Annotated in this window: 19 protein-coding genes and 1 tRNA gene; 15 read left to right on the top strand and 5 right to left on the bottom strand. The window is 59.3% G+C overall.

Going from position 1 to position 24,373, the window contains the following annotated elements:
• Positions 1-10: 10 nt before the first annotated feature.
• Together BW921_RS07205 and BW921_RS07200 are read right to left on the bottom strand one after the other, a co-directional pair.
• Positions 11-979 (bottom strand): hypothetical protein, encoded by a 969-nt coding sequence (locus BW921_RS07205; protein WP_168168850.1) that lies wholly within the window; start codon positions 977-979, stop codon positions 11-13.
• A gap of 133 nt (positions 980-1,112) precedes the next feature.
• Positions 1,113-2,180 (bottom strand): endo alpha-1,4 polygalactosaminidase, encoded by a 1,068-nt coding sequence (locus tag BW921_RS07200; protein ID WP_236953743.1) that lies wholly within the window; start codon positions 2,178-2,180, stop codon positions 1,113-1,115.
• 411 nt (positions 2,181-2,591) lie between these two features.
• On the opposite strand from BW921_RS07200, the gene BW921_RS07195 reads away from it, so the two are divergent.
• The 7 genes from BW921_RS07195 to BW921_RS07170 all read left to right on the top strand — a co-directional run bounded on the left by BW921_RS07195 (position 2,592) and on the right by BW921_RS07170 (position 9,409).
• Positions 2,592-3,725 carry a hypothetical protein gene (locus tag BW921_RS07195; RefSeq protein ID WP_148689172.1) on the top strand — a complete coding sequence of 378 codons (1,134 nt, stop codon included), beginning with the start codon at positions 2,592-2,594 and terminating at the stop codon, positions 3,723-3,725.
• A 272-nt stretch (positions 3,726-3,997) separates the two neighbouring features.
• Entirely contained in the window at positions 3,998-4,174 is a 177-nt protein-coding gene (locus BW921_RS07840; RefSeq protein ID WP_168168849.1) for a hypothetical protein, read from the top strand.
• A 57-nt stretch (positions 4,175-4,231) separates the two neighbouring features.
• Positions 4,232-4,528 (top strand): hypothetical protein, encoded by a 297-nt coding sequence (locus BW921_RS07190; RefSeq protein ID WP_148689171.1) that lies wholly within the window; start codon positions 4,232-4,234, stop codon positions 4,526-4,528.
• A 434-nt stretch (positions 4,529-4,962) separates the two neighbouring features.
• Complete coding sequence (locus BW921_RS07185) at positions 4,963-6,090, top strand: hypothetical protein (protein WP_148689170.1); 1,128 nt, start codon at positions 4,963-4,965, stop codon at positions 6,088-6,090.
• Positions 6,091-7,312: 1,222 nt separating this feature from the next.
• Positions 7,313-7,738 (top strand): hypothetical protein, encoded by a 426-nt coding sequence (locus tag BW921_RS07180; protein ID WP_148689169.1) that lies wholly within the window; start codon positions 7,313-7,315, stop codon positions 7,736-7,738.
• Positions 7,739-7,809: 71 nt separating this feature from the next.
• Complete coding sequence (locus tag BW921_RS07175; protein ID WP_148689168.1) at positions 7,810-9,267, top strand: hydantoinase/oxoprolinase family protein; 1,458 nt, start codon at positions 7,810-7,812, stop codon at positions 9,265-9,267.
• Positions 9,268-9,312: 45 nt separating this feature from the next.
• Positions 9,313-9,409, top strand: a tRNA-Cys gene (locus tag BW921_RS07170).
• A gap of 400 nt (positions 9,410-9,809) precedes the next feature.
• On the opposite strand, the gene BW921_RS07165 is transcribed toward BW921_RS07170, so the two are convergent.
• The 3 genes from BW921_RS07165 to BW921_RS07150 all read right to left on the bottom strand — a co-directional run bounded on the left by BW921_RS07165 (position 9,810) and on the right by BW921_RS07150 (position 13,829).
• Positions 9,810-11,852, bottom strand: coding sequence for a hydantoinase/oxoprolinase family protein (locus tag BW921_RS07165; RefSeq protein ID WP_148689167.1), 2,043 nt, complete (start codon positions 11,850-11,852; stop codon positions 9,810-9,812).
• 675 nt (positions 11,853-12,527) lie between these two features.
• Positions 12,528-12,809, bottom strand: coding sequence for a DNA-binding protein Alba (albA, locus tag BW921_RS07155; RefSeq protein WP_088336194.1), 282 nt, complete (start codon positions 12,807-12,809; stop codon positions 12,528-12,530).
• Positions 12,810-12,908: 99 nt separating this feature from the next.
• Positions 12,909-13,829: a nucleoside recognition domain-containing protein gene (locus BW921_RS07150; RefSeq protein WP_168168848.1), complete on the bottom strand. Its 921-nt coding sequence runs from the start codon at positions 13,827-13,829 to the stop codon at positions 12,909-12,911.
• A 107-nt stretch (positions 13,830-13,936) separates the two neighbouring features.
• On the opposite strand from BW921_RS07150, the gene BW921_RS07145 reads away from it, so the two are divergent.
• From BW921_RS07145 to BW921_RS07110, 8 genes are all read left to right on the top strand, one after another.
• Positions 13,937-15,235: an ammonium transporter gene (locus tag BW921_RS07145; RefSeq protein ID WP_148689164.1), complete on the top strand. Its 1,299-nt coding sequence runs from the start codon at positions 13,937-13,939 to the stop codon at positions 15,233-15,235.
• 66 nt (positions 15,236-15,301) lie between these two features.
• Positions 15,302-15,643: a P-II family nitrogen regulator gene (locus BW921_RS07140; RefSeq protein ID WP_148689343.1), complete on the top strand. Its 342-nt coding sequence runs from the start codon at positions 15,302-15,304 to the stop codon at positions 15,641-15,643.
• A 42-nt stretch (positions 15,644-15,685) separates the two neighbouring features.
• Entirely contained in the window at positions 15,686-16,855 is a 1,170-nt protein-coding gene (locus BW921_RS07135) for a radical SAM protein (protein ID WP_148689163.1), read from the top strand.
• Positions 16,856-16,948: 93 nt separating this feature from the next.
• A complete protein-coding gene (gene purB / locus BW921_RS07130) occupies positions 16,949-18,367 on the top strand; it encodes an adenylosuccinate lyase (protein ID WP_148689162.1) in 1,419 nt (472 codons plus the stop codon).
• The gene (locus tag BW921_RS07125) at positions 18,357-19,904 is read left to right on the top strand and encodes a DUF5591 domain-containing protein (RefSeq protein WP_148689161.1); all 1,548 of its coding nucleotides are present in this window, start codon (positions 18,357-18,359) and stop codon (positions 19,902-19,904) included. The genes purB and BW921_RS07125 overlap by 11 nt, the downstream gene beginning before the upstream one ends.
• 101 nt (positions 19,905-20,005) lie before the next feature.
• The gene (gene pelF / locus BW921_RS07120) at positions 20,006-21,532 is read left to right on the top strand and encodes a GT4 family glycosyltransferase PelF (protein WP_236953742.1); all 1,527 of its coding nucleotides are present in this window, start codon (positions 20,006-20,008) and stop codon (positions 21,530-21,532) included.
• Positions 21,533-22,046: 514 nt separating this feature from the next.
• Entirely contained in the window at positions 22,047-23,027 is a 981-nt protein-coding gene (locus tag BW921_RS07115) for a hypothetical protein (RefSeq protein WP_148689160.1), read from the top strand.
• A gap of 5 nt (positions 23,028-23,032) precedes the next feature.
• On the top strand, positions 23,033-24,304 hold the full coding sequence (locus BW921_RS07110) for a tRNA (N(6)-L-threonylcarbamoyladenosine(37)-C(2))-methylthiotransferase (RefSeq protein WP_168168846.1): 1,272 nt from the start codon (positions 23,033-23,035) through the stop codon (positions 24,302-24,304).
• Positions 24,305-24,373: the final 69 nt, after the last annotated feature.

The following is a 24,373-nucleotide window of genomic DNA, read 5'->3' as shown; positions in this document are numbered from 1 at the left end:
GAGGACGCGGTCAGGCTAGCCCGGCGAGCTGACGAGCCCAGCGGACACGGGCGTCGGGCGTGTAAGCCGGAGTTGGATATCTGGACCCGAGGGCGCGCACCGCCCGCTTGTGAACATCGGCGACTTCTCTGTGAAGATGTTCCCTGAGAACATCGGCGACGAGGCGTCCGATTTCTTCGTGAACCTGTCTCGTTTCCCAATGGTGTGCTAGGTGGATCGTGGTAAGGAGTGGCCTAACGTACTCGTGCACGCTCTCGAGCATACGGAAGTCGACGCGTCCGAGTTCCGGAACACCGGTGATCAACTGAGTCCTGGCGAGTAGATCGAGGTAACTGTCGCGTGGGAGGATGGGTGGCTCGTTGCCGGTGACGTGCTTCGGAGTCCCCTGCAAGTCACTCGGCCGCGCGTACCGGGATGAGACGCAGTCGGGCCCGGGGTGACCCGGCGGGGTCGTGTAGAGTACACTATGTTCGTTCACCCCGTGCTCGTCGATCAAGAGTGCATGACCACGGGCGTTCAGAGTGAAGGCAGCTGCCTGAATCGGATCGTACAGGATCGCAAAAGCCTCGAAAAGTTCGTAGGGATCAGGTGGTCCATGGCGGGCGTGATCCAGTGCTACGAGGAAGGAGCGAAACGGAAGGGAGGCGGTGACTGTGTAGCGATTGTCGCACGCGTATCCTGTTAGTACGACCGGTTGATCAGGGTCCACGTGAACGGCGGCGTCCGGGTGTACTTGGAGAGTTATCCCTTCGACCCGGATGACTTCTCGTAGCGGCGGCTCGACGAGGGCCACGAACGGGACGACGGATCTTCCCTCTTCGTCGGTGAGCTCGGGACCCTCACGGAGTCGTCCCGGTTCACTGGGTGGGTCCAGAACGTACAGCGCGCCTGGGAACGTGGGCACGGTAGTAGCCTTTTCTACGAGAACCAAACACAACGAGCCGGTGAGCCGACGGACCGGAGCCCCCGGCGACCACATGCCCGAACCCCAGGACCGTGTCACAGTGCGACCCATCTCGCGTCTCCTCGAGGCACATTGGTAAGCCGTCGAGTTCCGAGACGTACCGCGCTTCGGAGGGGGGATTTTTCGTGAAGTGGAAGGAGCCGTGGTGTTACTCATGTGATAGGCATCGTCGACGCGCCGATAGAACTATCGGGATCACCGGCAGTCTCTTCTTACCCTCTTCCACGAGCTCCTCTATGGTGGTTTTCTCCACGCCTTCCTCGTTCTCCCGCGTGTACGACACTTTCTCCTCCCTCGAGGTGTCCGACGGGTTCACCGGGGCCTTGACTGGGACTATATCGATCCCGAGTCGATCGTGGTCGAGAGAGGTCACGTACACCGCCTCCACTTCCGTCTCCGCGAAGAGTTCTTCGAGCCGCTCGTTCACCTCGGGCGTCACCATCAGGTCGTACTCGATCACGTACGCACCCGAGCCTAAGTGTGCGAGGGCGCGCAGGTAATCACGGAATACGTCGTCCTGGACGAGATTACCTTCGTCGTCGGTGATCACGTCCTCAACGACGACCTTGAACCCGTAACGTTCCTTGAGCTCGGCGAGTTCAAGGTCGAAGATTGCGCCCCCGGCGTTCACGTAGACTTCGAGGCCGAGGTGTAGTGCCACCTGAACGAGTTCTTCGAGTGCATCGTAAGTTAGCTCACGCAGTTTCTCCGCGTCCTCACCGGTCTCGCGACAGAACCACTTAACGTACCAGTCCAGAGTCCACGGATCCACAACGTCGATGAACACCCCTTCATAACCTAGATGTCGCAGTTCTTCGAGCTTAGTGCAGAGGACGTCGAGCCAAGTACGCTCCCAGAACCGAACCGCACGGTCACCTTCCCAGTACGGGTCCCACGGACCGAGGAGCCCCTTTTCCTCCGCGAGATGGTACAAGTCCGTCTGGTGCTCACCGACCATGGCGAGCGACAAGTACGCGACGGGCTTCACGCCATGCTCTCGCAGGACACGGAGCTCATCCTCGGTCCAAGGTCTATCCTCGGGACCGCAGTAAGGATCGACGACAAGCGTGCGCGGGTGTCGCTCCAGGATTTCCCAAAAATCCACCTCCTGCCAGTACGTGGCGAAGGGTTGATCGTGGTCCTGGATCGTCCAAGCGATAGTAGCCAGGAGTACGGTACCGAGCACTTCGGAGACCCCTATACACGCCGCTCCCACGGGAGGTTAAACCCTTCGATGATCCGGCGGTCCTGGACTCCACGATGTGACTCTCTCACGGCGTGACGGTACTTTCCGGAGGTTAATCCCATCACCCTAGATTAGGAACCCGTAAGGTGACGGAAAAGTTCAGGGGTTCCCGAGTTTAGCTCCGAGTCGGTCTCCGACCCGCTCCTGAACCGGGTCCTGGGGACCGAGATCGTACCCAAGTCTTTCAATCTGTTTCAACAGTCTTAAGTCCGAGTTGTCCCGAGACTTCGATGCTATAACCGCTAATCAGCGATTGGAGGCCGGTACTCCCACTCTTCCGATTCCAGGTGGTGTCTCCGGCGATCGAGTTCAGCCTCGGGAGGCGGGGCTTTCGAAGCTTTGTAAGCTGAACGTGCTACCATAGGTCTACGGGGGACCGTGTTGGATCGGAACGACCCGTTCCAACCGGAAGAATCCGCATTGGAGAAGCTACACGTGGCGATGCCGAAGCCCTGCGAGGCCCTCGGGGACTTCGAGATTTTCCGACGGGTAGTGCTCTCGACGCTCGGGTCCCGTGAGGGTCTCGCAAGACTGCTGAGGGGTGAGGGGATCGAGGAGACACATCCTGTCCGGTTTCTCCTAAAGGTATTGGATACCCCGAGTACGCTGGCGGAAACCGCGAAGCGGCTGATACACTGTGCGATAAGCGACGTATCTGGGCTCTGGGAGGTACTGAGGAGCACCGTCGATCCTGCGGAAATAGTCTTCCTACATTTACTTCAGCTACGGCGGTTCTTCGCGCGGAAGACCACGAAATACCTGGAGGACCCGGGTCTGAAGGGCGTGCTGGAACCACTATCGGTAGAAGTCGCGCTCATGGCGTGCGCGGGAGGACTCTTGGAACGTGAAGATCTGAAGGAAGCATCCGAGTACGTGGCTGACGGAGTGGGTGTGGACGAGCGGGTTTTAGAGCTCCTTCCGGAGTTGGGGGTACGGTACGAGAGCTTGGTCCCGAGGTTCGCGTCGCCGACTCGAGTTTGGGTGACCTTCGCACTGCTATGTCACACATGCGTGAACCGTGCCGTCCCACCGGAGGAACTGGTGGAACCGCTGAAAAAGCTCAAACCAGGGCCGATAGATGAAATAGAGTACTCGGTGCGGGAAGTACTTCACGAAGTGGTAGGCGGGTTGAGGATCGACGACGAGGAGGTTCTGCGCTGGGTGAGCTCGATTCTAGTGGACAGCGTGGAACATGCGTTGGAGCTCGCGAACACCCTTTCCCGATGGGAGGAGCTGGCGGTGAAGATGCCAGGAGCGGGTGCCGTGATCCGTTTGGACGAAGTCGAGATACAACCGAGCGAGTACGACCCACTCTGGGAACCGGGTCCACAGGAGGACGTACACGAGTCGGTCGTGGAGCGTGTTCGTGAGTTCATGGAGGAGGAAGCGAGCGGAGCGGTCAAGCGGTTGTACGATTTGGATACGGGGGAAGCGGGTGAGTTAGTGGGTGACGACGCACTTGACGACCTCCTCAACGACTCTATCGAGGAGCTCAGGAAGAGGAGAATGAAGTGAACCCACACGCTCCACTTAGAGGACTGCAAACGAGGACCCCGGATCACTGAGGGAAGGTCTTAACCGATATCGCGCCATGAGGGTGGGAGTACGGCCGCGTACCTTACACCACGCGACGCAGCGTCGATATAGGCGCGGCAGCGTTGGATGTAGTGGAAGCCACTCAGTGTGCCTCCGTATACGTCCTAAGTGGGGCTATTGGCGGTTTATGTCCTATAGTCCTGCCCCGGCCGCTATGGGGACCGCGGGCTCCCGGTACGGTGGTAGCCGTCATGAACCTGACCGCGTTCGGAGCCGCCACGTGGGAGCTCATCTCCGGCCGCTGGGAACGTCTGAGTGAAGACCTAGTAGGTCCGGAGCACGGCTTACCGGTGCTCTCCGAGGTCACCATTCCCACGACCGTATACGGTGCCTGGAGGATAATCCGATTTCAGACGACGACCGTGTGAGAGACTACCCGCGAGACGTGGCCTCATCCCGGATGCTGCTTAAGTGGCACGGAAGTTGTGGAAGGACTCGGAAGAGCTAGGTTTCTGGTGGGGATATCGTGTCCCTGGCTGGCCGCCAGTCTATTCAAGGACGATGGGACACTCGCGGAGTTCTGGGAACTCGTCGCCTTGAGATCGGCCATGCAGACGCTCTCAGTGGGTTTGATCGCCGAGTTCAGGGAGCGCGTCGACGACCGGAAGAGTCCTGAAAGCTTTCCGAGCCTAACCACCGTTCGGTATGCGCGAGTATTGCTATGGGATAGCCAACCATCCCGAACTCGCATACGAGACCATGTGTATGGCACTGTAGTGTGAAGCCCGAAAGATTTTCGACGGATTATCTCATCCCACGGGTTACAAGGGGACCAAATCTCGTTCCACCGGTCCGTGAGGCGCTTGTGGGATGGGTCCGAAGTGGTAAGGCTCAGATCTAACCCGCCCTCTGGGAGCTCGCCCGAGAGCTCGGGTTACAAGAAGTGGTCTAGTTTACTGAACCTACTCGAGAGGTTGCTCGGTTCAAGGTGATTCTCCACGGATGAAGAACGTCCCCGACGCCGAAGGAATGAGGAGGCGCCTGCCCCCAGAGGCTGACTTCACCAGTCGAGGGATCGTACCAGCGTCCTACCCCGCACATGATATCTCTCTTAAGACCACGACCACCCGACCGAACGTTCCTGTAAACTTAATTGTTGTAATCTTTGTTGTAATCTTAACTGTAATACGTCGACCGGAGTACCGGGGAATGTCGGTTGAGGTGGTGGGAGGTCCCGATCCGTCCGAAACCGTCGGTGCTGGAGAAGTTACACGCCGCGGTATCGGAACCCTGTGAGGTGCTCGAGGACTTCGAGCTCTTTCGGTGCGTGATGATTTCGACGCTCGGCTCGGACGAACCGCTCGTCCGCGTACTTCGGGGGGAAGAAATCCATCACGTTCATCCGATTCGGTTCCTTTTAGAAGAGGTCCTGGATAACCCCGATACGCTAGTCGATGCCGTGGAGCGAGTCACCCGATGGTCGTTGAGCGGTGTGTTCGAGCTTCACGTGGCCCTCAAGGAAGTTACAGAAACACCGGACGTCGCACTCGGATACCTACTGGAGATACGCCGTGCCTTCCTGTCGGCAGTACCCAGGTACCTCGAAAAACCCTGCTTAGAAACCGTAGCGGGTCCATTGATGGTAGAAGTCGCGCTCATAGCGTGTACGGAGGGGTTACTGGAGGACGAGGACCTCGGGAAAGCCGCCGAGCTAGTGGCCAAGGCGATAGATACGGATCCATGCATCGTCGAGGCGCTCTCGTCGCTGGAGATTCAATACGGGGACATCGTCCCGAGGTTCGCATCACCGGCTCGGGTTTGGGCGATCTTCGCACTCCTCTGCCACACGTGCGCGAACAGGATTCTCTCACTCGAAGAGCTGGTCGAGCCTCTGGAGGACCTCGAGCTCGGCCCCGTAGAGGAACTGGAGCTTCTCAACGGACACCTGGAGGAAGTCATCGCCGCCCTAGAAATCGAGGACAAGCAGATGGAGAAATGGATATCAGACATACTCGTGGACACCGTGGAGAGGGCCGCGGAATTTATACAGGTTCTGTCACGGCCGACGGAGCTTGCTGGGAACATCCTGAACTCGGGAGCGACGGTGAGGGTGGGATGGATCGAGATAGAGCCGAAGGAGTACGACCCCCTATGGGAAGAGAAAGGTGCTCAGAAGAGTCTGTACTCGAGGATCAAGAGGATTCAGAACCTCATCGGAGTGGAACACGCGGACGAGGTTATCGAGCGTGCCTCGGCGCTAGGTTTGGGTGGTGTGGAACTCCCGGCCGGTGGAGGGGAGGAGGTAGGGTCATCGGTCGAGACACTTCGGAGGATGATCGGCTGACATGACCGCCTCACCGACAGTGCGGCTGCGACAGCTTACGCCACTTAAAACTCACTTGAACTTTAACCTTCAGTCCAAGCGCCGGTCCGACCTCGTGCGCCGCACCCCGCATCGAAAGGTCACTAGGCGCCGACCAGGATCGTGGAGTGATGACAACCATCCACCCGCACGCCCGAATTTCCGGAGCCGTAACTTCCGCGGAAGCACATTCCGATGACGACAGGTCGGCTTACCGACAGGTGAGGACGTCCCTTATTGCTGAGGCGTCGAGTGGCGTGCGTACCCAGTTACTCATAGCCGGGGCCGCGAGCCAACCTCGCTTCGACCTCCTACATCCCGTCACACTCCCAATCCCGCGTCCTAGCAGTCGAAGTATCTATCTTGTGAGGACTACCGTGGAAGGGAAACATAGGCACTTACTCCTATTCTCCGACCGATCTGCCGGTCTAGTGGACGTGGATGATCCGGAACTCGTGGTGCCGATCCGCACGTCCACGACGAGGATCCGGGGCCGACCATCGCATCTTGAGCCGATTCGGGGGCCCTCTGAATCGTGGGCTGATGTTCGTCGCCACGTGGGACGCGCGTCACGGCCCACAGGAGTTCGAGAGGCACGCATCCGAGCTGGGAGCAGCTTCGGGTACATAGCGCGCTGCGCAACGGACCATCGGAGCTCGTGGCGGCCTCCTTGATCTCGATACTCGAGGTCGGAACACGGCTGGCTTCGAACGGCGGGGTATAGACCGTGGTACCATAGAGGTAATGAGGAAGTCCGCGCGGATGACGGAAGCCCCAGTGCCGAAAGTTCGACGCTTCCAGTCCAGCTCGCCGTCCTCGTCGATGGGTTGTGATGGACTACATCCACGGTATGAACTGGATCATATCGCACGTGCGTCGCCCGCAGTGCCTCTCATCGGCCTCGGAAGCTGCGCGGACGTGGGTGCTCCGTCGGTACACTGCATCGGTGTCGCTGAGAATAGGGCCGAACAACTGCGGATCAAGATCCACCGTCGACCGAACGGGTTCCCCATAACTCTCGCAGCGTCATGCGGGCACGACCAGTTACCGTGGGGCGAACTGCCGTGCGAACATCATGCGGCCATTTGTACACCAAACGCGGATTGTGATCGCTTTGACTGTCCGCAAGGCTTTTTCTTGGAGAAACAGGGCGGAGCCCAAGGGCCAGCGCCGTCGCCCGAACGGGGTCGAAGGGGGCCGGGGATTGACTCCCATCGATCCAGAGGAGGACGCGTGGCTGGAGTGGGAAAGGATGATGGCTCGACTGGGTTTTAAGTACGTTCCGACCGTCGTCATCTCACGCGTCCGAGGAGTAGCGCTGACGCTCGAGATCTTCGCACCAGTCTCGGCCCCGGCCGGTTCGTCAGCAATAGTGTTCGTTCGACCTTATTTACTCACTCTTCGCGGCGGCGGTCCTCTGTGGGAGGGTACTCTAGAATTCAGTCTTAACGGTGCCGAAAACTCCGAGCTAGGTCGTATCGACCTGAGCGAGCCCGAGGTTTGGGCCGACGATTGGGTGGAGTTTGAGTTCCACACACCGGAAGAACCTGGCAAGTACCGGCTCGTAGTTCGCTACGAGGGTCCTTACGGCACAGTCAGGGAGGAGTTCCAGCTCCAGATCGATGATTAGTCTACCGGCCCAGACGCACACTACGCTCACAGTCACGCACCGAGACTCCCGACGTCACCGGGGGACTGAGCATGCGCATCCTCGGTCTCGACACCGGCAGCACTCACGTTGACGCCGTCGTCCTCGAGGATGGAGAAGTCGAGGATCGCGTCAAGGTACCGCGAGACGGTAAGCTCCTCGAACCGATCCGCCGCGCTCTCCGTACGCTTGACGCCGACGAGCGACGTGTTAGCACCACCCTTCCGATCAACGCCCTTACACGCGGTCGTACCGACCCCGTTCACCTCGTCCTTATCCCCGGTCCTGGCCTAGACCCCGACCCCCTCCTCGACTTAGCCGACCGTACCGACGTTCTTCCCGGTTACGTCGACCATCGAGGTGAAGTCGTCGAGGAACCAGACCCAGACGCTGTGGAGCCTCCAGAAAGGGGCTACGCCCTAGCCGTCGTCGCGAAGTACTCCCATCGTAACGCGGATCTGGAGCGGAAGATTATCGAAGCTCACCGAAATGCCTACGTCGAGACGATCCCCGGCTACCACCTACCTTACGGTAACTTCCCACGCCGCGTCGCCACGGCGGTACTCGGCGCCCGCGTCAAACGGATCACCCGCCGATTTCTCGAAGCCCTTGGTCGCGTCGACGGCGTGCTTCGTGGTGACGGTGGACTCCAGACCCCCGAAGAGGCTCTCCGCGTTCCTGTCAACGTCCTTCACTCAGGACCAGCTGCCGGCGTCCTAGGTGCTGCTTACCTCACAGGTCTCGATGACTTCCTACTCGCCGACGTAGGTGGTGCTACCATCGACATTACAAAGGCCCGTGACGGGCGCCCGGCCATCGAGGAAGGTGCCGAGCTCTTCGGGTACCTGACCGCCGTCCGAGCCGCCAACGTCCGCTCTCTCCCGTACGGTGGCAACGTCGTCCTCACCGGTGAGAGAATCACAGACGACACTGCCACCCCGGCCTGCTACGGCGGTTCCGAACCCACCTTGACCGACGCCCTGGTCGTCGCCGGGTACCACGATCCAGAGCCAGACGGCGATCCATGCAAGTCTCGTCGCGTTCTTCGCGAGCTTGGCGATCCCCACGAGGTAGCCGAGGATACTCTCGAAACTCTACGTCGGGAGTTGCTTCGGAGGTTCGAGACGTACGACGGTCCCGTCCTCTGGGCCGGTGCCCTCGCGCCCGCCCTCCGCGAGCTAACCGGCGTCGGCGAAGTGGTTCCCTACCACGATGTCTGCAACGCCGTCGGCTGCGCCGTCGCCCGTCGCGCCCGCGAAGCCGTCGTCTACGTACATACCGAGCGAGGGTACGGACACGTCGCTCCCGCGGGGGAGAAGTTCGAAGTCGATCGGGGTCGCGTGTACAGTCGCGAAGAATTGGCTGAGCTCGCCACCGAAGCTGCCGGCTTCGAGCCCGACGAGATCAGGGTCCGTGCCTTCGAGATCGTACGCGGGGGAGTTCGCGTGGGCCAATGGGCCGAGGTATACTTGTACAGAACTCCCGGCGTTGAGCCACCCTCACCAGGGTAAGGCTTAAAAACTGGTAGGTGGACAGGCCCCACGGTTCGGATGGTCGCCGCGGCAGCCTAGCCTGGCTGGGCGCGGGACTGCAGCCAGGCACAGTCCCGGCGGATATCCCGTTACCCGGGTTCAAATCCCGGCCGCGGCTCCATCCGGAATCGTTATGGAGAGCGTAACAATATCAAGGAAGCTCAGATAAGTCCCCCTCCTTGCGAGATCACCGATGGTCCGCACGATCGCCTGCCATCGTCGCACTTCTTCCGACTCCCAGCCGAGCGATCTCCCGAGTTCCTCTACGATCCTCACAGCTAAGTCCTCCATGGATCGCACGTGTCCATGCCAATGCGAGGATAGAGACTGACTTACTTCCGATACAGCATCGGCCACCCTGTGGCCGTAGATCACGCACAGTACCACCTCACCCAGGATCATCATCACTGAAACGGTTTCCATCGGCGGTGCGGGGATGACCTCACGGGTCCACCAGGACTCCGACGCATCCGATGGTTATGGATGAGAGGGTGTGAGAGCACGTTCAGGATGTTCTCGTATCACTCGATCCGGCGGAGCAGAATAGCGCCTGACTCGTGAACACGCGCCTCCCAGCCGGGCGGTATGAGAGTGGTCGAATCGTACTGCTCGATTACCGCCGGTCCTTCGATGATATCACCAGCTCTCAGGGTGTTTCTGTCGAACACAGGAGTTTCCAGGTAACCTTCCTCTTTGAAGTACACCTCCCGGGTTCCGGAGAGTGCACGCTCGGGGTTCCCTTCCCCACCTTTCTTGAGCGGACTCGGTTCGGGTGGTTTCCGTTCAATCACTGCGATGGCGCGGACGTTGACGATCTCTACTGGAGCATCGAGTTGGAACCCGTGAACGGCGCGATGCCGCTCGTGGAAAGCTTCATCGAGCTCGTCTGTCGTCACGTCCGGCCCCGTCTGAACCTCGAGCTCATGCGCCTGCCCGCGGTACCTCGCTTCCACCACGATCCGAACGTCGTCCGGCTCCTTCGGTAGGCGCTTAGCCGCATTCTCCGCTGTGCTCCTCACGACCGCGCGCAACTCCTCATCGTCGAGCTCCTCGAGCGTCCTCATGACAGGGGTAACGTGTTCCCAGGCGACCTCAGCCGCGAGGAGTCCGTACGCCGAGAACACGCCAGGGTGCAAGGGCACTATTACTTCCTCGACCTCCAAGATCTCGGCCAGCTCCGCCGCGTGTAATGGTCCTGCACCACCGAAAGCGACCATCGAGAACTCGCGGGGATCGTGGCCGCGCTCCACCGTGACTATACGCACGATCCGAGCCATCTCCTCGACGACGAGGCACAGGGCCTGATACGCGGCTTCCTCCGGCTCGAGCCCGAGCTCGTCCGCGAGCTCCGAGAGCGCACGATCGGCGGCCTCGGCGTCGATGGGCATCTCGCCGCCGAGAAGGGCACGTCGGTTGAGTCGTCCCAGGACGACGTTGGCGTCGGTTATCGTAGGGTCCGTACCTCCCTTCCCGTAGCAAACCGGACCCGGGTCGGCTCCGGCGCTCAGCGGTCCCACCCGGAGCGCGCCGGCCTCGTCGATCCAAAGTATCGTACCGCCGCCGGCGCTACACTCCGTCAGGTCTATGAAGCGATGAAGAACGGGATACCCCGAACCACGAATCCTACGACCCCTGTGTACCTCACCACCCACCTCGTACTCCTTAGTCACCTCGTAACGACCTTCAACAACCGTACCGGCCTTGGCCGTCGTTCCTCCCATGTCGAACGAGACCAAGCGATCCCTGCCCAGTGTTTCACCCAGGTATCGGGCTGCGACGACTCCGGCGGCGGGACCCGACTCGATGAGCTTGGCCGGAGTATGGAGGGTGAGCTCGGCCGGCACGGCGTACCCGTCCGACTGCATCAGGAAGTACTCAGAGGCACCGGCGTCGCGGACGACGTCCCAAGTCCTTTCGACGTACTCCGTGACGATCGGCCGTAAGACCGCGTTGACGAGGGTCGTCGAAGTCCGCTCGTACTCGCGGTATTCGTTACATACCTCGTGTGAACATACTACCTCGACATCATCGAGCTCCTCCTCCAAGATCTCTTTCGCCTTGCACTCGTTGGCCGGATTAGCGTAGGCGTGGAGAAAGGCGATAACTACCACATCGACGCCCTCGACCGAGATGCGGCGGGCGATGCGGCGGAGCTCGTCCTCGTCGACAGGTACTATAATCTCGCCGTCGGGTGAGGTACGCTCCTTGACATCGAACCTGAGTCGTCGAGGTACGAGCGGTTCTGGTTTTTGAGGTGACAACGAGTAGGTCTGGGGACGAACCTGCCGTCCTATCTCGATCGCGTCGCGAAACCCGAGTGTCGTCACAAGAGCAACTTCTGGCAACTCAAGTCCCTTCTGACCCAGAAACGCGTTGGTTCCGATAGTCGTGGCGTGGAGGATGATACTCGGACTCGCTTCGATGGTTTTAAGAGCTTCCGTGAAGCCCCGTTCGGGCCGCCGGGGGGACGACAGGACCTTCCGGACACGGAGCTCCCGTCCGTCGTACTCCACCAAGTCGGTAAAAGTTCCTCCTACATCGATGCCGACGGCGCGCTCGACCATCCCGGGTGAGCCCGTCCGACGGGCGGTTGGTGGAGGTTAAGAATTAGCCGGCCACCTCCAAATAGGTGCAGGAGATCAGTCCTGGTAGTTGATCACCGGACCCGAGGACCCGTTTCCGGGCGATGAGCTCGGCGGCGTCGATCAGACCATAGTCGGTCCGTGCGGAGATCGGCGTTCTCATCACGTCGAACATGAGTCGACGTGCTTGAAGCAGGCTGGTACCGTCCTACACCGTGATCGGACCATTGACCATGTGAAGCGCCGCGTCCTCGGACCGCACGAGCTCCGGTAAGTCGGTCTCATTGATTGTTCCGACGAGGCGGTCGCCATCAAGAAGCCCGGAGATATCGTGGGCTAGCATGGTCTGGGTGGCGTCGAAGACAGTGGCTCTTGATGAGATGATTCTGGATGAGATGATCACGGACGATGACATGGCCTACGAGACCTTAATTCCCCAGGATGAAGGTCCACGAACGTAGCATTTGCGACATCCAAGACCGAGTCGAGACACGCTCGGCGACGGGCAACCTGTTCACCTTGCGTTCGTGTATGGTCTTCGGGTGAACTTGAGGGGCTGATCGGCGTCCATTGTGACCTGACTTCGCGTTATCAGGTCCTTTACGGATGGGAGATCAGGTGAATCGGGTACTCTCATGGGAGGAGGAAGGAGGGGCGTTATTCGGGCGGCTTAGCCAGGGTGATGGCGATCGTGGACACACTGATGGTATCACCTTCTTCCGTTTCGATCTCTTCGGTGCCGATCTCGATGTCCTTGACTTCGACCTCCGGCATGACGTTGTTCCTGATGAACTCAGCGACGTCGACTGCACGGCTGATCGCACGACCACGAGCGACGAGTTTCACTTCGTCGGCGCCTTCACTGAACTGCGTCATCACCGCCAGGACGTAGTTGGTTACGGGCTTGTTGCCGACGTAGATTACGTTCTCCTCAGCCACGAGAACACCCCGCTTGCATCTCTTCCCTATCACCGCAGGCGGTGTCTTTCGCAGGCGGACCGAGCCGCCGCGTTCGGTCCTATAAAGTTGACTCCCCAGCTACGACCACCGCAGTATCGCGTACGCCATTAGGAGCCGGGCTCCGATGCTGGATCCTAAGTTCGCGGCCCACGCCCGAAGACCAAGCTTGGAGCCGAAGATCGATATGTACGTCGCTAACGACGCCTTCAAGAATATCACCAGTACGTTGGCGCATCCCGCGATGAGCAGGGCCGCCACCGCTTCGCTATCCGAGAGCACTCCTCTGTGGACCAGCTCCGCCGCCGTGGCGTATCCGACCGTGTAGTGGCTGACGTTGGCGAGGGTGATCGCCACCACCGGACCGAGGCCTCCGTGGACCCACGACCGAAGGACTTCCGCCAGGATCACCATGGGTAATCCGATCCCGATCATCCTGGGTAGGACGTATTTCATCCTCCGGGCCGCACGCCGTAGCCCCTCGATCACGGCCTCGCGGAAGGGTGGGATGTCGTCACGAGACGTCGACGGCAGACGGATGTCGGGACCGTCGCCGGAGCGCACTCCGTACAGTATCAGGGCGGGGAGCGTCTGGAGCAGCGCGGTGACGAAGAGCGCACCCATGTACTCCGTTCCTAGCTTCGGGCCGAGTATTGCCAGGGCCGCAAAGAACGGCCCTTTCAGGAACATTTCACCCACCGTAGTAGGGAACGTGGTGGCGACGACTAGCAACACCACGTCACGATCGTCCAGGCGACCCTCACGCCGGAACTCGGCTAGTACGGGATATCCCGCGCTGGGACTCACGAGCGAGGCCGCCATCGCGGAAGCGGCTTCGGGGGTCAATCCCAGCCTCGCTAGCCTCCTACCCATCAGTTTTCCTAACCTTTCGTGTACTCGGAGGATTATCATCATTGAAGCCAAAAAGAACCCCAAGAATACGAGAGGTGCCACCTTCGCGATCACCAGTAGGTAGTGTACGACGAGCCCTATGACGTCCATCACCGGCACCCTCTTTCCGGTCAATTTTTCCGGTAAATGATCGTAGGATAAATCCAATAGTCAAGCCCATCCGGAGGGAAGAGCCGGAAATTCTTGGGGGGAGATCGTTGCCGGCAGACATGGGCGATTTATACCGAGTACTCGCGACGTGGGGAGCTCAGGGACCGGGTGCGATCTTTTTCCTGATCTGGGCGATGGTACTCGTCGTAATGATGCAAGTAGGTTTCATGTTCTTAGAATCAGGTCAGATCCGTAGCAAGAACATAACCTCGATTTTCATGAAGTGTCTGGTAGATGTGGGGATCACAGCCATCGCGTTCATGCTACTGGGTTTCGTGATCGCGTTCCCCGAGTACGCAAAGGGACTCGGGTGGTGGCTGTCGAACCTATTCTCGGCCAAAGCATGGGCTGCCGACCCGATGAAGTCGATATTACCTTACGCTTTGGCGTTCGCACTGTTCCAATGGTCGTTCTGCAACAAGGCAGTGACAATCATCTCGGGATCCGTCGCCGAAAGGATGGACTTCAAGGCCTACATGCTGGGATCACTGGTCCTCTCGTCGGTAGTGTACCCGATTTTCGTGCTGTGGACTTGGGGCGGCGGCTGGATGGGCGGCGACACCGGCTTGTTCGCCAAGGTCTTCGGCCAACCGTACCACGACTTCGCCGGTTCGACCGTGGTTCACGCCTTCGGAGGCACCGTCGCCCTGATCGCGGCATGGCTGCTTGGTCCGAGGATCGGGAGGTTCAAGGACGGTAAGCCGGTACCGATCCCGGGACACAACATCCCACACGTGTTCCTTGGTACGCTGATGCTGGTGGTAGGTTGGTACGGTTTCAACGTGGGTAGCTCGGCGGTGCTCTACGACCCGACGAACGAGTCGTGGATCAGCTCGCTGGTAGCCGCGAACACCACGCTGGCGATGTGTGGTGCCCTGCTGTCGGCGGGTCTGGTTTCGCGGTTCGACCCGCTATGGACTGCAAACGGTATCCTGGCGGGAGCCGTGGCCGTTTGTGCGGGAGCCGACGTCATGAGTCCCATAGGAGCCCTGATCACCGGTATCGTGGCGGGACTGATCATCAAGCCTGCGTTCAGCTGGTTGGAGCGGAAGGGCATCGACGACGTGGTCGCGGCGTTCCCGGTACACGGAGTGTGCGGTGCCTGGGGAGGTATCGCAGCCGGAATCTTCGGTGCCAAGGTGCTCGGAGGTGTCGGTGGCGTGAGCCTCACGGCGCAGATCGCCGGCGTACTGGTGTGTATTGCGTACTCAGCGGTAACGGCGTTGATGGTCTACAAGGCGATCGACGCGATCGTGGGTCTGAGAGTGTCAGAGAAGGCGGAAAGGGAGGGCTTGGACGACGCGCTCTTCTCTACGTCACCTTATCCGGAATTCGAAGTCCGGTAAACCGCGCCTTGTCTTCCCTTATATACCGTCCCCTGCGGGTCCAGGGACTGGGGGAGGCGAATGGGGTTGAAGATGATACAGGCCGTTATCAGGCCGGAGAAGTTGGACGAGGTGAAGGAGGCGTTGGATGAGGCCGGCTACCCGGGTATGACCGTGATCGACGTGAAGGGTCGTGGTCGGCAGCGGGGAATCGTACACCGGTACCGGGGTGAAGAGTACCGGATCGATCTGTTGGATAAGGTGATGATCGAGATCGTAGTGGACGACGAGGACGTCGAGAAGGTCATCGACATCATCTGCGAGCACGCGAGAACGGGTAGGCCCGGTGACGGTAAGATTTTCGTCATCCCGATCGAGGACGCCGTCCGCGTGCGCACCGGAGAGCGCGGTGAGGACGCACTGTCGTAACGAACTTCTTCCCTTACGCCCCTCATCATTCAAGGGTATGGATTGGCCCGGAAGGTCCGACTGGTCGGGTGCAGGCACTGCGGCTATTGCTCCCAGGTTGTAGACTGCCCCGCCGGTGATCCCGTGTGGAACCGTGAGTGTGTCGGATGTGGTACGTGCGTTCCGGCCTGCCCGTACGGCGCCCGCAGATTAGTCGAGGTCGAGGAAGAGCCGATCACGGTGCGGGTGGACGGGGAAGAAGTAGATGTTGAATCCCGGTGGGTGGAGGGGGCCCTCCGGGAGATAGGACATGAAGTAGATGCCCCGTGCGGTGTGGGAGGTTGTTACGCGTGCGCTGTCCGGATCAACGGCGAGGTGGTTCCTGCCTGTAACTCCAAGCTCACCGAGGGTGACGAAGTCGAGTCGGAGGACGTCGACCGGAGGATCCGGGTCGTCAGCGGTTTCCAGCCGCATCCCGTAGGAGGTGTAGGGACACCGGTCGAACTGAAAGACAAGCCGGGCTATGTCGAGGCGGCGTGCTTCGCGCACGGTTGTAACCTTAGATGCCCCCAATGTCAGAACCACTCGATCGCCTTCGGAGCCGCGATGGGCGCGCGGATGCGGCCGGAGGAAGCGGCCCGACTGCTGCTCGGGACGGCCCGAGAGTACGGCGTGAACCGCGTCGCGATCTCCGGTGGGGAGCCGACGCTGAACCGAGAGTTCCTCGTGGAATTCGTCAGGAAGTGCCGTGAGTACGGCGGGCCCGATCTCCGCGTGCACATCGACACGAACGGTACGGTCCTCTCCCCAGACTACGTTGACGAGCTTGTCGAGGCGGGCATGACGGATATAGGGATAGACGTGAAGGGGTTCCGTCCCGAGACGTTCGCAGAGGTGGCCGGGATAGACGTGAAGGAAGCGGACGAGTACGTAGATAGGGTGCTACGGATCCTGAAGTACCTGGCGGACGAATACCTGGAGGGAGTCTTCGTAGGTGTCGGGATACCGTACAACCCCGAACTGGTCGACAAGGAGGAGGTCTTCGCGCTGACGGATTGGTTGTACGAGCGCCTGGGAGAGGACATCCAGGTGTGTTACCTGGACTATCGACCGGAGTTTCGGCGTAGAGATCTGCCACTTCCCAAGTACGAGGACATGGTCGAGCTGGAAGAGTACGCCAGATCTTTGGGTTTCCGTAGGGTGCACGCCCAGAAGGTCTCGGTGCGCCGGTGAAGGGATAACTTACCCCCGATGACGAAAGGGTAGGTTGCCGTCGACTACGAGAATGGATGCGGAGAGCCGTCCCGACCGGAGGGGGGCTCTGAGTTGCCTGTTCATCCGATCGAGTCACGGTACGGGTCGGACGAGCTCCGCCGGGTGTTCTCGGAGGAGAACAAAGTAGCGAAGATGCTCGAGGTGGAGGCGGCCCTGGTACGGGCGCTCTCCGAGGTGTTCGACTTCGTACCGAAGGAGGCAGCGGATGAGGTGGAACGCGTCGTCGAGGAGATCACCGGCGACGAGGGAGAGCTACGACGGTTCGTGGAACGCGTCAAGGAGATCGAAGCGGAGATCAAACACGACGTGATGGCCCTAGTGAAGGCGCTCTCGGAGCGGTGCGAGGTGGGAGGGGACTACGTGCACCTGGGCGCTACCAGTAACGACGTGATAGACACCGCGCACGCGTTGGTACTGAGGGAGGCACTATCGATAATCTACCGCAGGCTGCATCGTCTGGCGGAAGTGCTAGCGGAGCGGGCCGAAGAGTACGCCGACCTCCCAATGGTGGGTCGTACGCACGGTCAGCACGCGGTCCCCACGACGCTCGGTATGAAGTTCGCGATCTGGGCACGGGAGATCGTGAGACACCTGAAGCGACTCCGGGAGTGCGCGGACCGGGTACTGGTGGGGCAGCTGTCCGGCGCCGTCGGAACGATGGCGGCACTGGGCGAGAAGGGTCCCGAGGTGCAGCGTAGGGTGATGGAATTGCTGAACCTCAGGCCGGTGACAGTATCCAACCAGGTCATTCAGCGTGATCGCTACGCGGAGTTGATCGCATTACTCGCGCTGATCGGTTCGACGCTGGATAAGATCGGCCGCGAGATCAGGAATCTCCAGCGGACGGAGATCCGGGAAGTCGAGGAACCGTTCGATCCCAAGAAGCAGGTCGGATCCTCGACGATGCCACACAAGCGGAATCCAATCCGTTCCGAGCGGGTGTGTAGCCTGGCGAGGGTACTACGGTCGAACGTGCAGGTAGCGCTCGAGAACGTGCCGCTCGAACACGAGCGGGACCTCACGAACTCCGCGAGCGAGCGAGTGATCCTCCCAGAACAGTTCCTGCTGTTGGACGAAATGCTGCGGCTGACGATCCACAACTTGGAGGGATTACGCGTTTACGAGGAAAACATACGGGAGAACCTTCGGCTGACGAATGGGCTTAACATGGCGGAGGCGCTGATGGTCGAACTGGTTAAGCGAGGAATGGGGCGACAGGAGGCGCACGAGCTCGTGAGACGGCTCGCGATGAGGGCTTGGGAAGAAGGACGCGACTTCGCGGAAGTAGTTAAGGAGGAAGAGCGCATCCGTGAGCTGTTCGAGGGAGAGGAGTTGGAAGAGGTGTTGAACCCCGAGAAGTACTTGGGAGTGGCTCCCGACCTGGCGCGTGGGGCCGCTGAGAAGACCCGACGCGACCTGGAAGAGATCGATCGCGAGATGAAGGAGGTGTTGAGTGTCGGTGCCGGATAAAGTCAGGGTAATTCGGTGTGATTGCGCGCGCGTCCTCGAGGTAAAGGGCGTAGAAACCCCGGCCCCCTTCTTCATCCCCGAACGACTGTCCATCGCTGTGGAGAATGTCCCAGAAGTGCGAGAACTCGTGAAGGAGCTCGAGGAACTGGCACGGCCGTACTCCGTACGACTCACGCCGGTCGATCTGCCGTCCCCGTGGACGAACCCTGCCGAAGCCCCTTCGGGCGGATCGATCACGGTGTACAGGCTCGAGTCGATCCCAGATGCCCGGGAGTTCGCGGAGGTAGTGAGCAAGATACGTCGGAGCGGCTCGGTTCGTGCCGTGACGGTGCGGGATCCTGAATGGATACCCGTGCTATTCTACCTCGGGTTCGACCTCTTCGACGCCGCACTGTGTCTACGTCTGACGCTGGAGGACCGGTTGCTATTGGATGATTTCTCGACCGAGACCGTGGAGACGGAGGACCGCGAAGAGTTGCTCAGGGAAAACTGGACCCAGCTACAGTTCTGCCTGCTGAGACTCCGCGAAGCGATCCGTGAGGGCACTTTGAGGGAACTGGTCGAGTCCGTGGCCGCGAGGCACCCCAGGATCGCCGAAGTCCTGCGATTCTGTGATCGGAAACGTGTCATTGCCCGATACGTGAACCTGAACCGGAACACCCAGATCGCCTGCGCTACCGACCTATCGTTCGATCGTCCGGAGGTCACCGAGTGGCTCCATCGCGTCCGTCGGTACGAACCACCGGATTGGGCGGAGGCAGTCGTTCTGCTCCCGTGCTCCGCCCGGAAACCCTACTCACGATCGCCCACGCACCGACGTATCACTCGGATAACGTGGAATTTCCCCGTGGACGAGATAATTATCACCAGCCCACTAGGTGCCGTGCCGAGGACGCTGGAGAGGACGTTTCCAGCTGCCCACTATGACGTCCGAGTCACCGGGGAGTGGAGTCGGGAGGAGATCGAGCGCTCGGCGGCGCTTATTGAGAAGATAGTGGAAGATCTCCCGATAGTATGCCACGCTTCGGACGGTTACCGGAAAGTTGGAGAAGAGTTGGAAGAAAGAGGATACGACGTCGTTTACACGTGCCGTCCCGAGGGGAACCCTGCCTCCAGAGGGGCGCTCGAGGAGCTCCGACGGACCCTAAAGGATCTCACGGAGGGTGAACCCGGGGATCTCCGTGAGCACGTACCCCGAGCCGTTTCGAGGTTTCAATACGGTGTCGACGTGTTGGAGGACGTGGACTACCGATTCGACGGACAGCGCGTACTCATCGACGGGGAGAGGGCCTTTTCGGTCCCCCCCACTTCTGGTCTCTTGACCTTGTCTCAGTTGGGCGCCGAACTGTGTGTGAGCTCCCGGGTACCTCCGGTCCACGCCGAGGAGGGAACGAAAGCCGAGGTGGTGGACGTCCCCGAAGACGTGCTCCCTGGGTTCCACTGGCCGGTCGACCTCGGTGACGAGATCCGACCGTGTCGAGTGATCGCCCGGCCCGAAGACGTTCCACCCGACACAACGGTAGTCGAAACCAGATAGTCCCATGCCTCCACCAGTCAAAGAATAGAGTACTGGGTGTGTTTCCTCACCTGGCGATAAGTGCGCCGGAATGGAGTAACTCATATTGCCGGGGCTATGAGGTGACAGTAAGAAACGGAAGAGGCGCGTATCTAGTTTCAGGGCCAACCACTATGACGGGATTTCGAAGAATCGAGGCGTACAGACGACCCACCGTCACCGTGGTAACTGAAGCTACATATCCCGTAGCTTTAGGCGGGGTCACTACCTGGGTCCATCGCCTCATCAAGTACTCACCGGACGTTGTGTTCAACGTGTTATGCATGACGGGACAGGGAAGGACCGAACCAGTCGTGGAAATTCCGGCGAACGTCCGGGACGTTGTAATTCAGGAGATCGTCCCTAAGGGGAACAAGCTGCGCCGGTGGCTCGATAGGATGACGCCAGCACACTGCCTCAGGTGGTCTACAGTATCGAAAACACTCCAGATCGTCTTCGAAAGGATGGTGGAGGGCGAACCGCTTTCGGAGCCGATGTTGAAGGAGCTATGGAAAGCTTCCAAGTCACCCACGAATGTACTCGCCAGCTCCACAATGTACGAGCTCGCACGATACGTTCACTACCTAGCTTCCCAGTACGAGGACGAGTGCGAGAATAACCTGTTCAGCGACGTGTTCTGGGTAGCCGTGAACGTAGTTTCCTTCGTGCTGGGAGCGGCTGCCGGCGCTAGACGACTACCGAACTGTGACGTTGCGCACGCACAGAACTCGGGAGTATGCGGATTCCTGTGCTCGGTGGCGAAGGCCGTGCGAGGCGTCCCCTTCATCATCACCGAGCACGGGATATTGCTTAGGGAGCTCGACATGCGACTGCAGGGGTTCGGGAAGACGGCACGCGAGCTCTTCAAGGAATGCTTCCGTTCGATGATGTTCACGTCGTATGAGCAGTGCGAAGAGATAATAGAAATCTCGGATTACCACGCGGAGCTGGCACTGAAACAGGGAGCCCCTGAAGATAAAATCAAAGTCATTTACTCGGGGATAGAGACCTGGAAGTATTACCCAGGCGACCTGGAGAGGAAATACAGCGAACCGGAGATACTCGAAGTCGGTACGATCACGAGAATCGAACGTGTTAAAGGCATCGACGTACTCATCGAGATCGCGGCCCGCACAGTCGAGCACATAGATAACGTAGTGTTCCACGTGATAGGTCCAGTGGAAGACAAAGCGTACTATGAGAAGTGCAGGAAACTCGTGAAGGAATACGGCCTGGAAGACATCGTGAGGTTCCACGGTCCCTGCAACCCAGATGAAGTAGTCAAATGGCTTCGTAGATTCCACGTCTTCCTCTTACCGAGCCGCTTGGAAGGACTACCGATGGCACTCCTCGAGGCGATGAGCTGTGGGTGCCCGGTAGTAGCCTCCGAGGTCGGCGCAGTGCCGTACATAGTTGACAGGAACTTCGGTCGCACCTTCCGGTCCGAGGACGCAGACGAAGCCGCTAAGCACCTAGTACGCCTACTCTACGATCCCGAGTTGATGTTCGATATGGCTCATCATGCCGTCGAACGTGCCAAACAGTACGATGTAATGCGCATGTGTCATAACTACTTCCAGGAGTACTATAAATACACCGGTGGTGACTGAATTGGGTGCAATATCTGACACACTAGTAACGATAATTCGCTCAATAGGTGGAGCTACCAGTGACTCAGTTGTGCTCATAAAAATCGTCCTGGGAGCTTCCCCTGTACTCGGAGTTATTTTCGTGCTGTCTACACTCACAGTTTTAGGATCGATGAAACTAGCTCCAGTAAGCCTTTCACTAATCGCAGCTGTTCTCACTTCTGCCCCCTTTCAAGTGCTTGTTTCACGCGTGATTTTAGACGCTCTGTTTCTAGAAACGTTCATACCCATACCTGGAATCATGATATTATCGACCATTCTTTGTACCGTATGTTCAATTGTTCTTTACGACGAACTAACTCGGCTGTTCAGCATAAAAATATCACTAGCAGCCACTATAGCGACCCCTATGGCCGCATTAGCGTACATATTTACGGCCGCCCATTCCGCCGTTTCTTGGACTCGTCCGGAATTAATTGCTCGTCGAGTAGCAATACCATGGACCCTTTTCGTGATTTCATTCATAGTCTCTTTGATGATAACAGAGGCGGACCAGGCGTATTTAATAGCCTCCGCTATACTGGTATTCACAATGTTACTGTCTTTTATAGATGTCATACAAGGCGTGAGTAGAGTCTCTAGGATCTCCATATTCACACGTAGTAACTTACTGACTAAAAGCCTAAAAATAGCCATTGCAGCGTTCGCGGACTACTCGCTCATGATGATGTCCGCAATCGCGTATTACTCGGTGATGTTCTTCGACAAGTTCTTGATTTGGTCCAAGTACGGGTTCCCGTACTTCCCGCTAGACTCCCCGTCGTTCATCGGCATGATGCCACTGTTCGCCGGTACCCTGGCAGCGATCAGGTTCTGGGACTCCGTGGAGGGGAAACTAGACCTCCTGTACCGCGTGGACTGGGACGGGATGTACGCACTCCGCGAGTTCGTCATGAAGGCGTACTGGCGGGGCCTCACCTGGACGCTCGTGCTCGCCGGCCTGATCACGGCTTCGATCATGCTCGCGATCGGCATCTCCGCGCATCGGACTCTAGGGTACATCTCGATGGCCGTTCTCGGCGCCCTGTCGTTCTTCATGGGACTCGGGGCGGTGAAGTTGCCTAGGAAGTACGCGATACCGTTACTGCTCACGGCCACCGGCGCGTTGTTCTTAAAAGTCAATTTCCCAAGCGTGAGTGTCCTGACGACGTATTTAATCGGGAGTTTGCCGGGAGCTATCATCGTCTACACTTACCCGCAGCTCCTCACCTTCCGTAGGGACTTCGAGGCACTGCTCGTAACATCTGCAGTACCGGCTACGGAACTGCTAGTATGGAAGTACTTCGGGGAAGGTTTTCTCCCGATGAGCTACCTGACGGGAGCCACTTTGGCAGCCGGGCTTTCCCTGATCTTCTCGATTAGGATATACCGAAGGATCAGCAGGGAGGCTTACCGGGTAGTGGCTTACAACGCGTTCGTTTCGTACGTCACGGAAATACCTAGACGCTGGGGGTGATAACGGTGATTAGAGTCACCGTCGAAGTGTACGGATGTGCTGCCAACCATGACGACGGTAGATTGGTGAGGGAGCTGTTACGCCGAGAAGGTTTCGAGGTTGTCGAAGACGCTGAGAACGCGGACGTTGTCGTCCTCCTGACCTGCATCGTTCGGGACAGCGTAGACGCCAGAATGGTGAATAGGATGTGTGAGCTGGAGCGTGTGCCGACCGTCGTAGCCGGATGCTTCCCGGAAGCCTACCCAGAGCGCGCCCGCAAGCTTCGCCCAGACGCCGCCCTCGTAGGTCCTCGACACCTCGACCGAGTACCGGAAGCCGTTCGAGCCGTACTGCGCGGCGATCGAGTGGAATTCCTGGGCGAACGCGATGACCTCGATTGGAAGGCCGACGCTCCACGTGAGCTACCTAACCTCGCCGCCATCGTGCCGATCGCGGAAGGCTGTCCGAATAAGTGCGCGTACTGCGCCGTGAAGCTCGCACGTGGGAACCTCCGCAGTTTTCCACCGGAACGCATTCTGAGGCGTGTGAGGCGGGAGCTAGAGCGTGGGGCCGTTGAGATTCACCTCACCGCACAGGACACCGCGACGTACGGACTGGACAGGGGGACAAACGTCGTCGATCTACTGGAGGACGTGGTCGATCTCTGCTCGCGCTACGGAGCCCGGGTTCGCCTGGGTATGTTCAACCCCGGTCACGCTTACCCTATCGCGGACGACCTCGCCGATCTCTTCGCGAGCCGAGACGACGTGCTGTACCGCTCTATCCACATGCCCGTGCAGAGCGGTGACAACGAAGTGTTGCGTCGCATGAACAGGAACTATACGGTCGAAGAGGCCTTGGAGGTGTACCGCGCCTTCGAGCGCCGACTCGGGTACTTCTCCTTCATCACGGACGTTATTGTGGGGTTCCCGGGGGAGACTGAGGAGGCCTTCCGTAACACCCTCGAGTTCCTGGAGAGAACCAGACCGCATATCCTGCACGCTTCCAGGTTCTGCCGACGTCCAGGGACCCAGGCGGCGCGGTTTGAAGATCAGGTACCGGAGGATGTGAAGCTACGGAGGAGCCGGATCCTTCACAGTAAGCGCCTCGAGTGGGCTGAAGAGGCGAACCGCGAGCTGATCGGAGAGACCGTAGAGGTGACGATGGTAATGGAGAGATGGGGACGAGACGAGCACGCGAAGAAGACGGTGTTTCGGGGTGAAGTTCCGGAACCAGGCGAGCGGTTGGAGTGTCGTATCGTGGGTGCGTCTCACGCACGACTCGTGGCAGAGATATGAGGTCGGCGAGTACAGCCCTCTTCATCGCGAACGCTCCGTTCGCAACCGATCGTCATCCGATTCCGACAC

This window comes from Methanopyrus sp. SNP6 (genome assembly GCF_002201895.1).
Classification (GTDB): Archaea; JAADCQ01; Methanopyri; order Methanopyrales; family Methanopyraceae; genus Methanopyrus.
The sequence above is the reverse complement of the archived record's forward strand: the minus strand, read 5'-3'. Positions and strand labels throughout refer to the sequence as shown.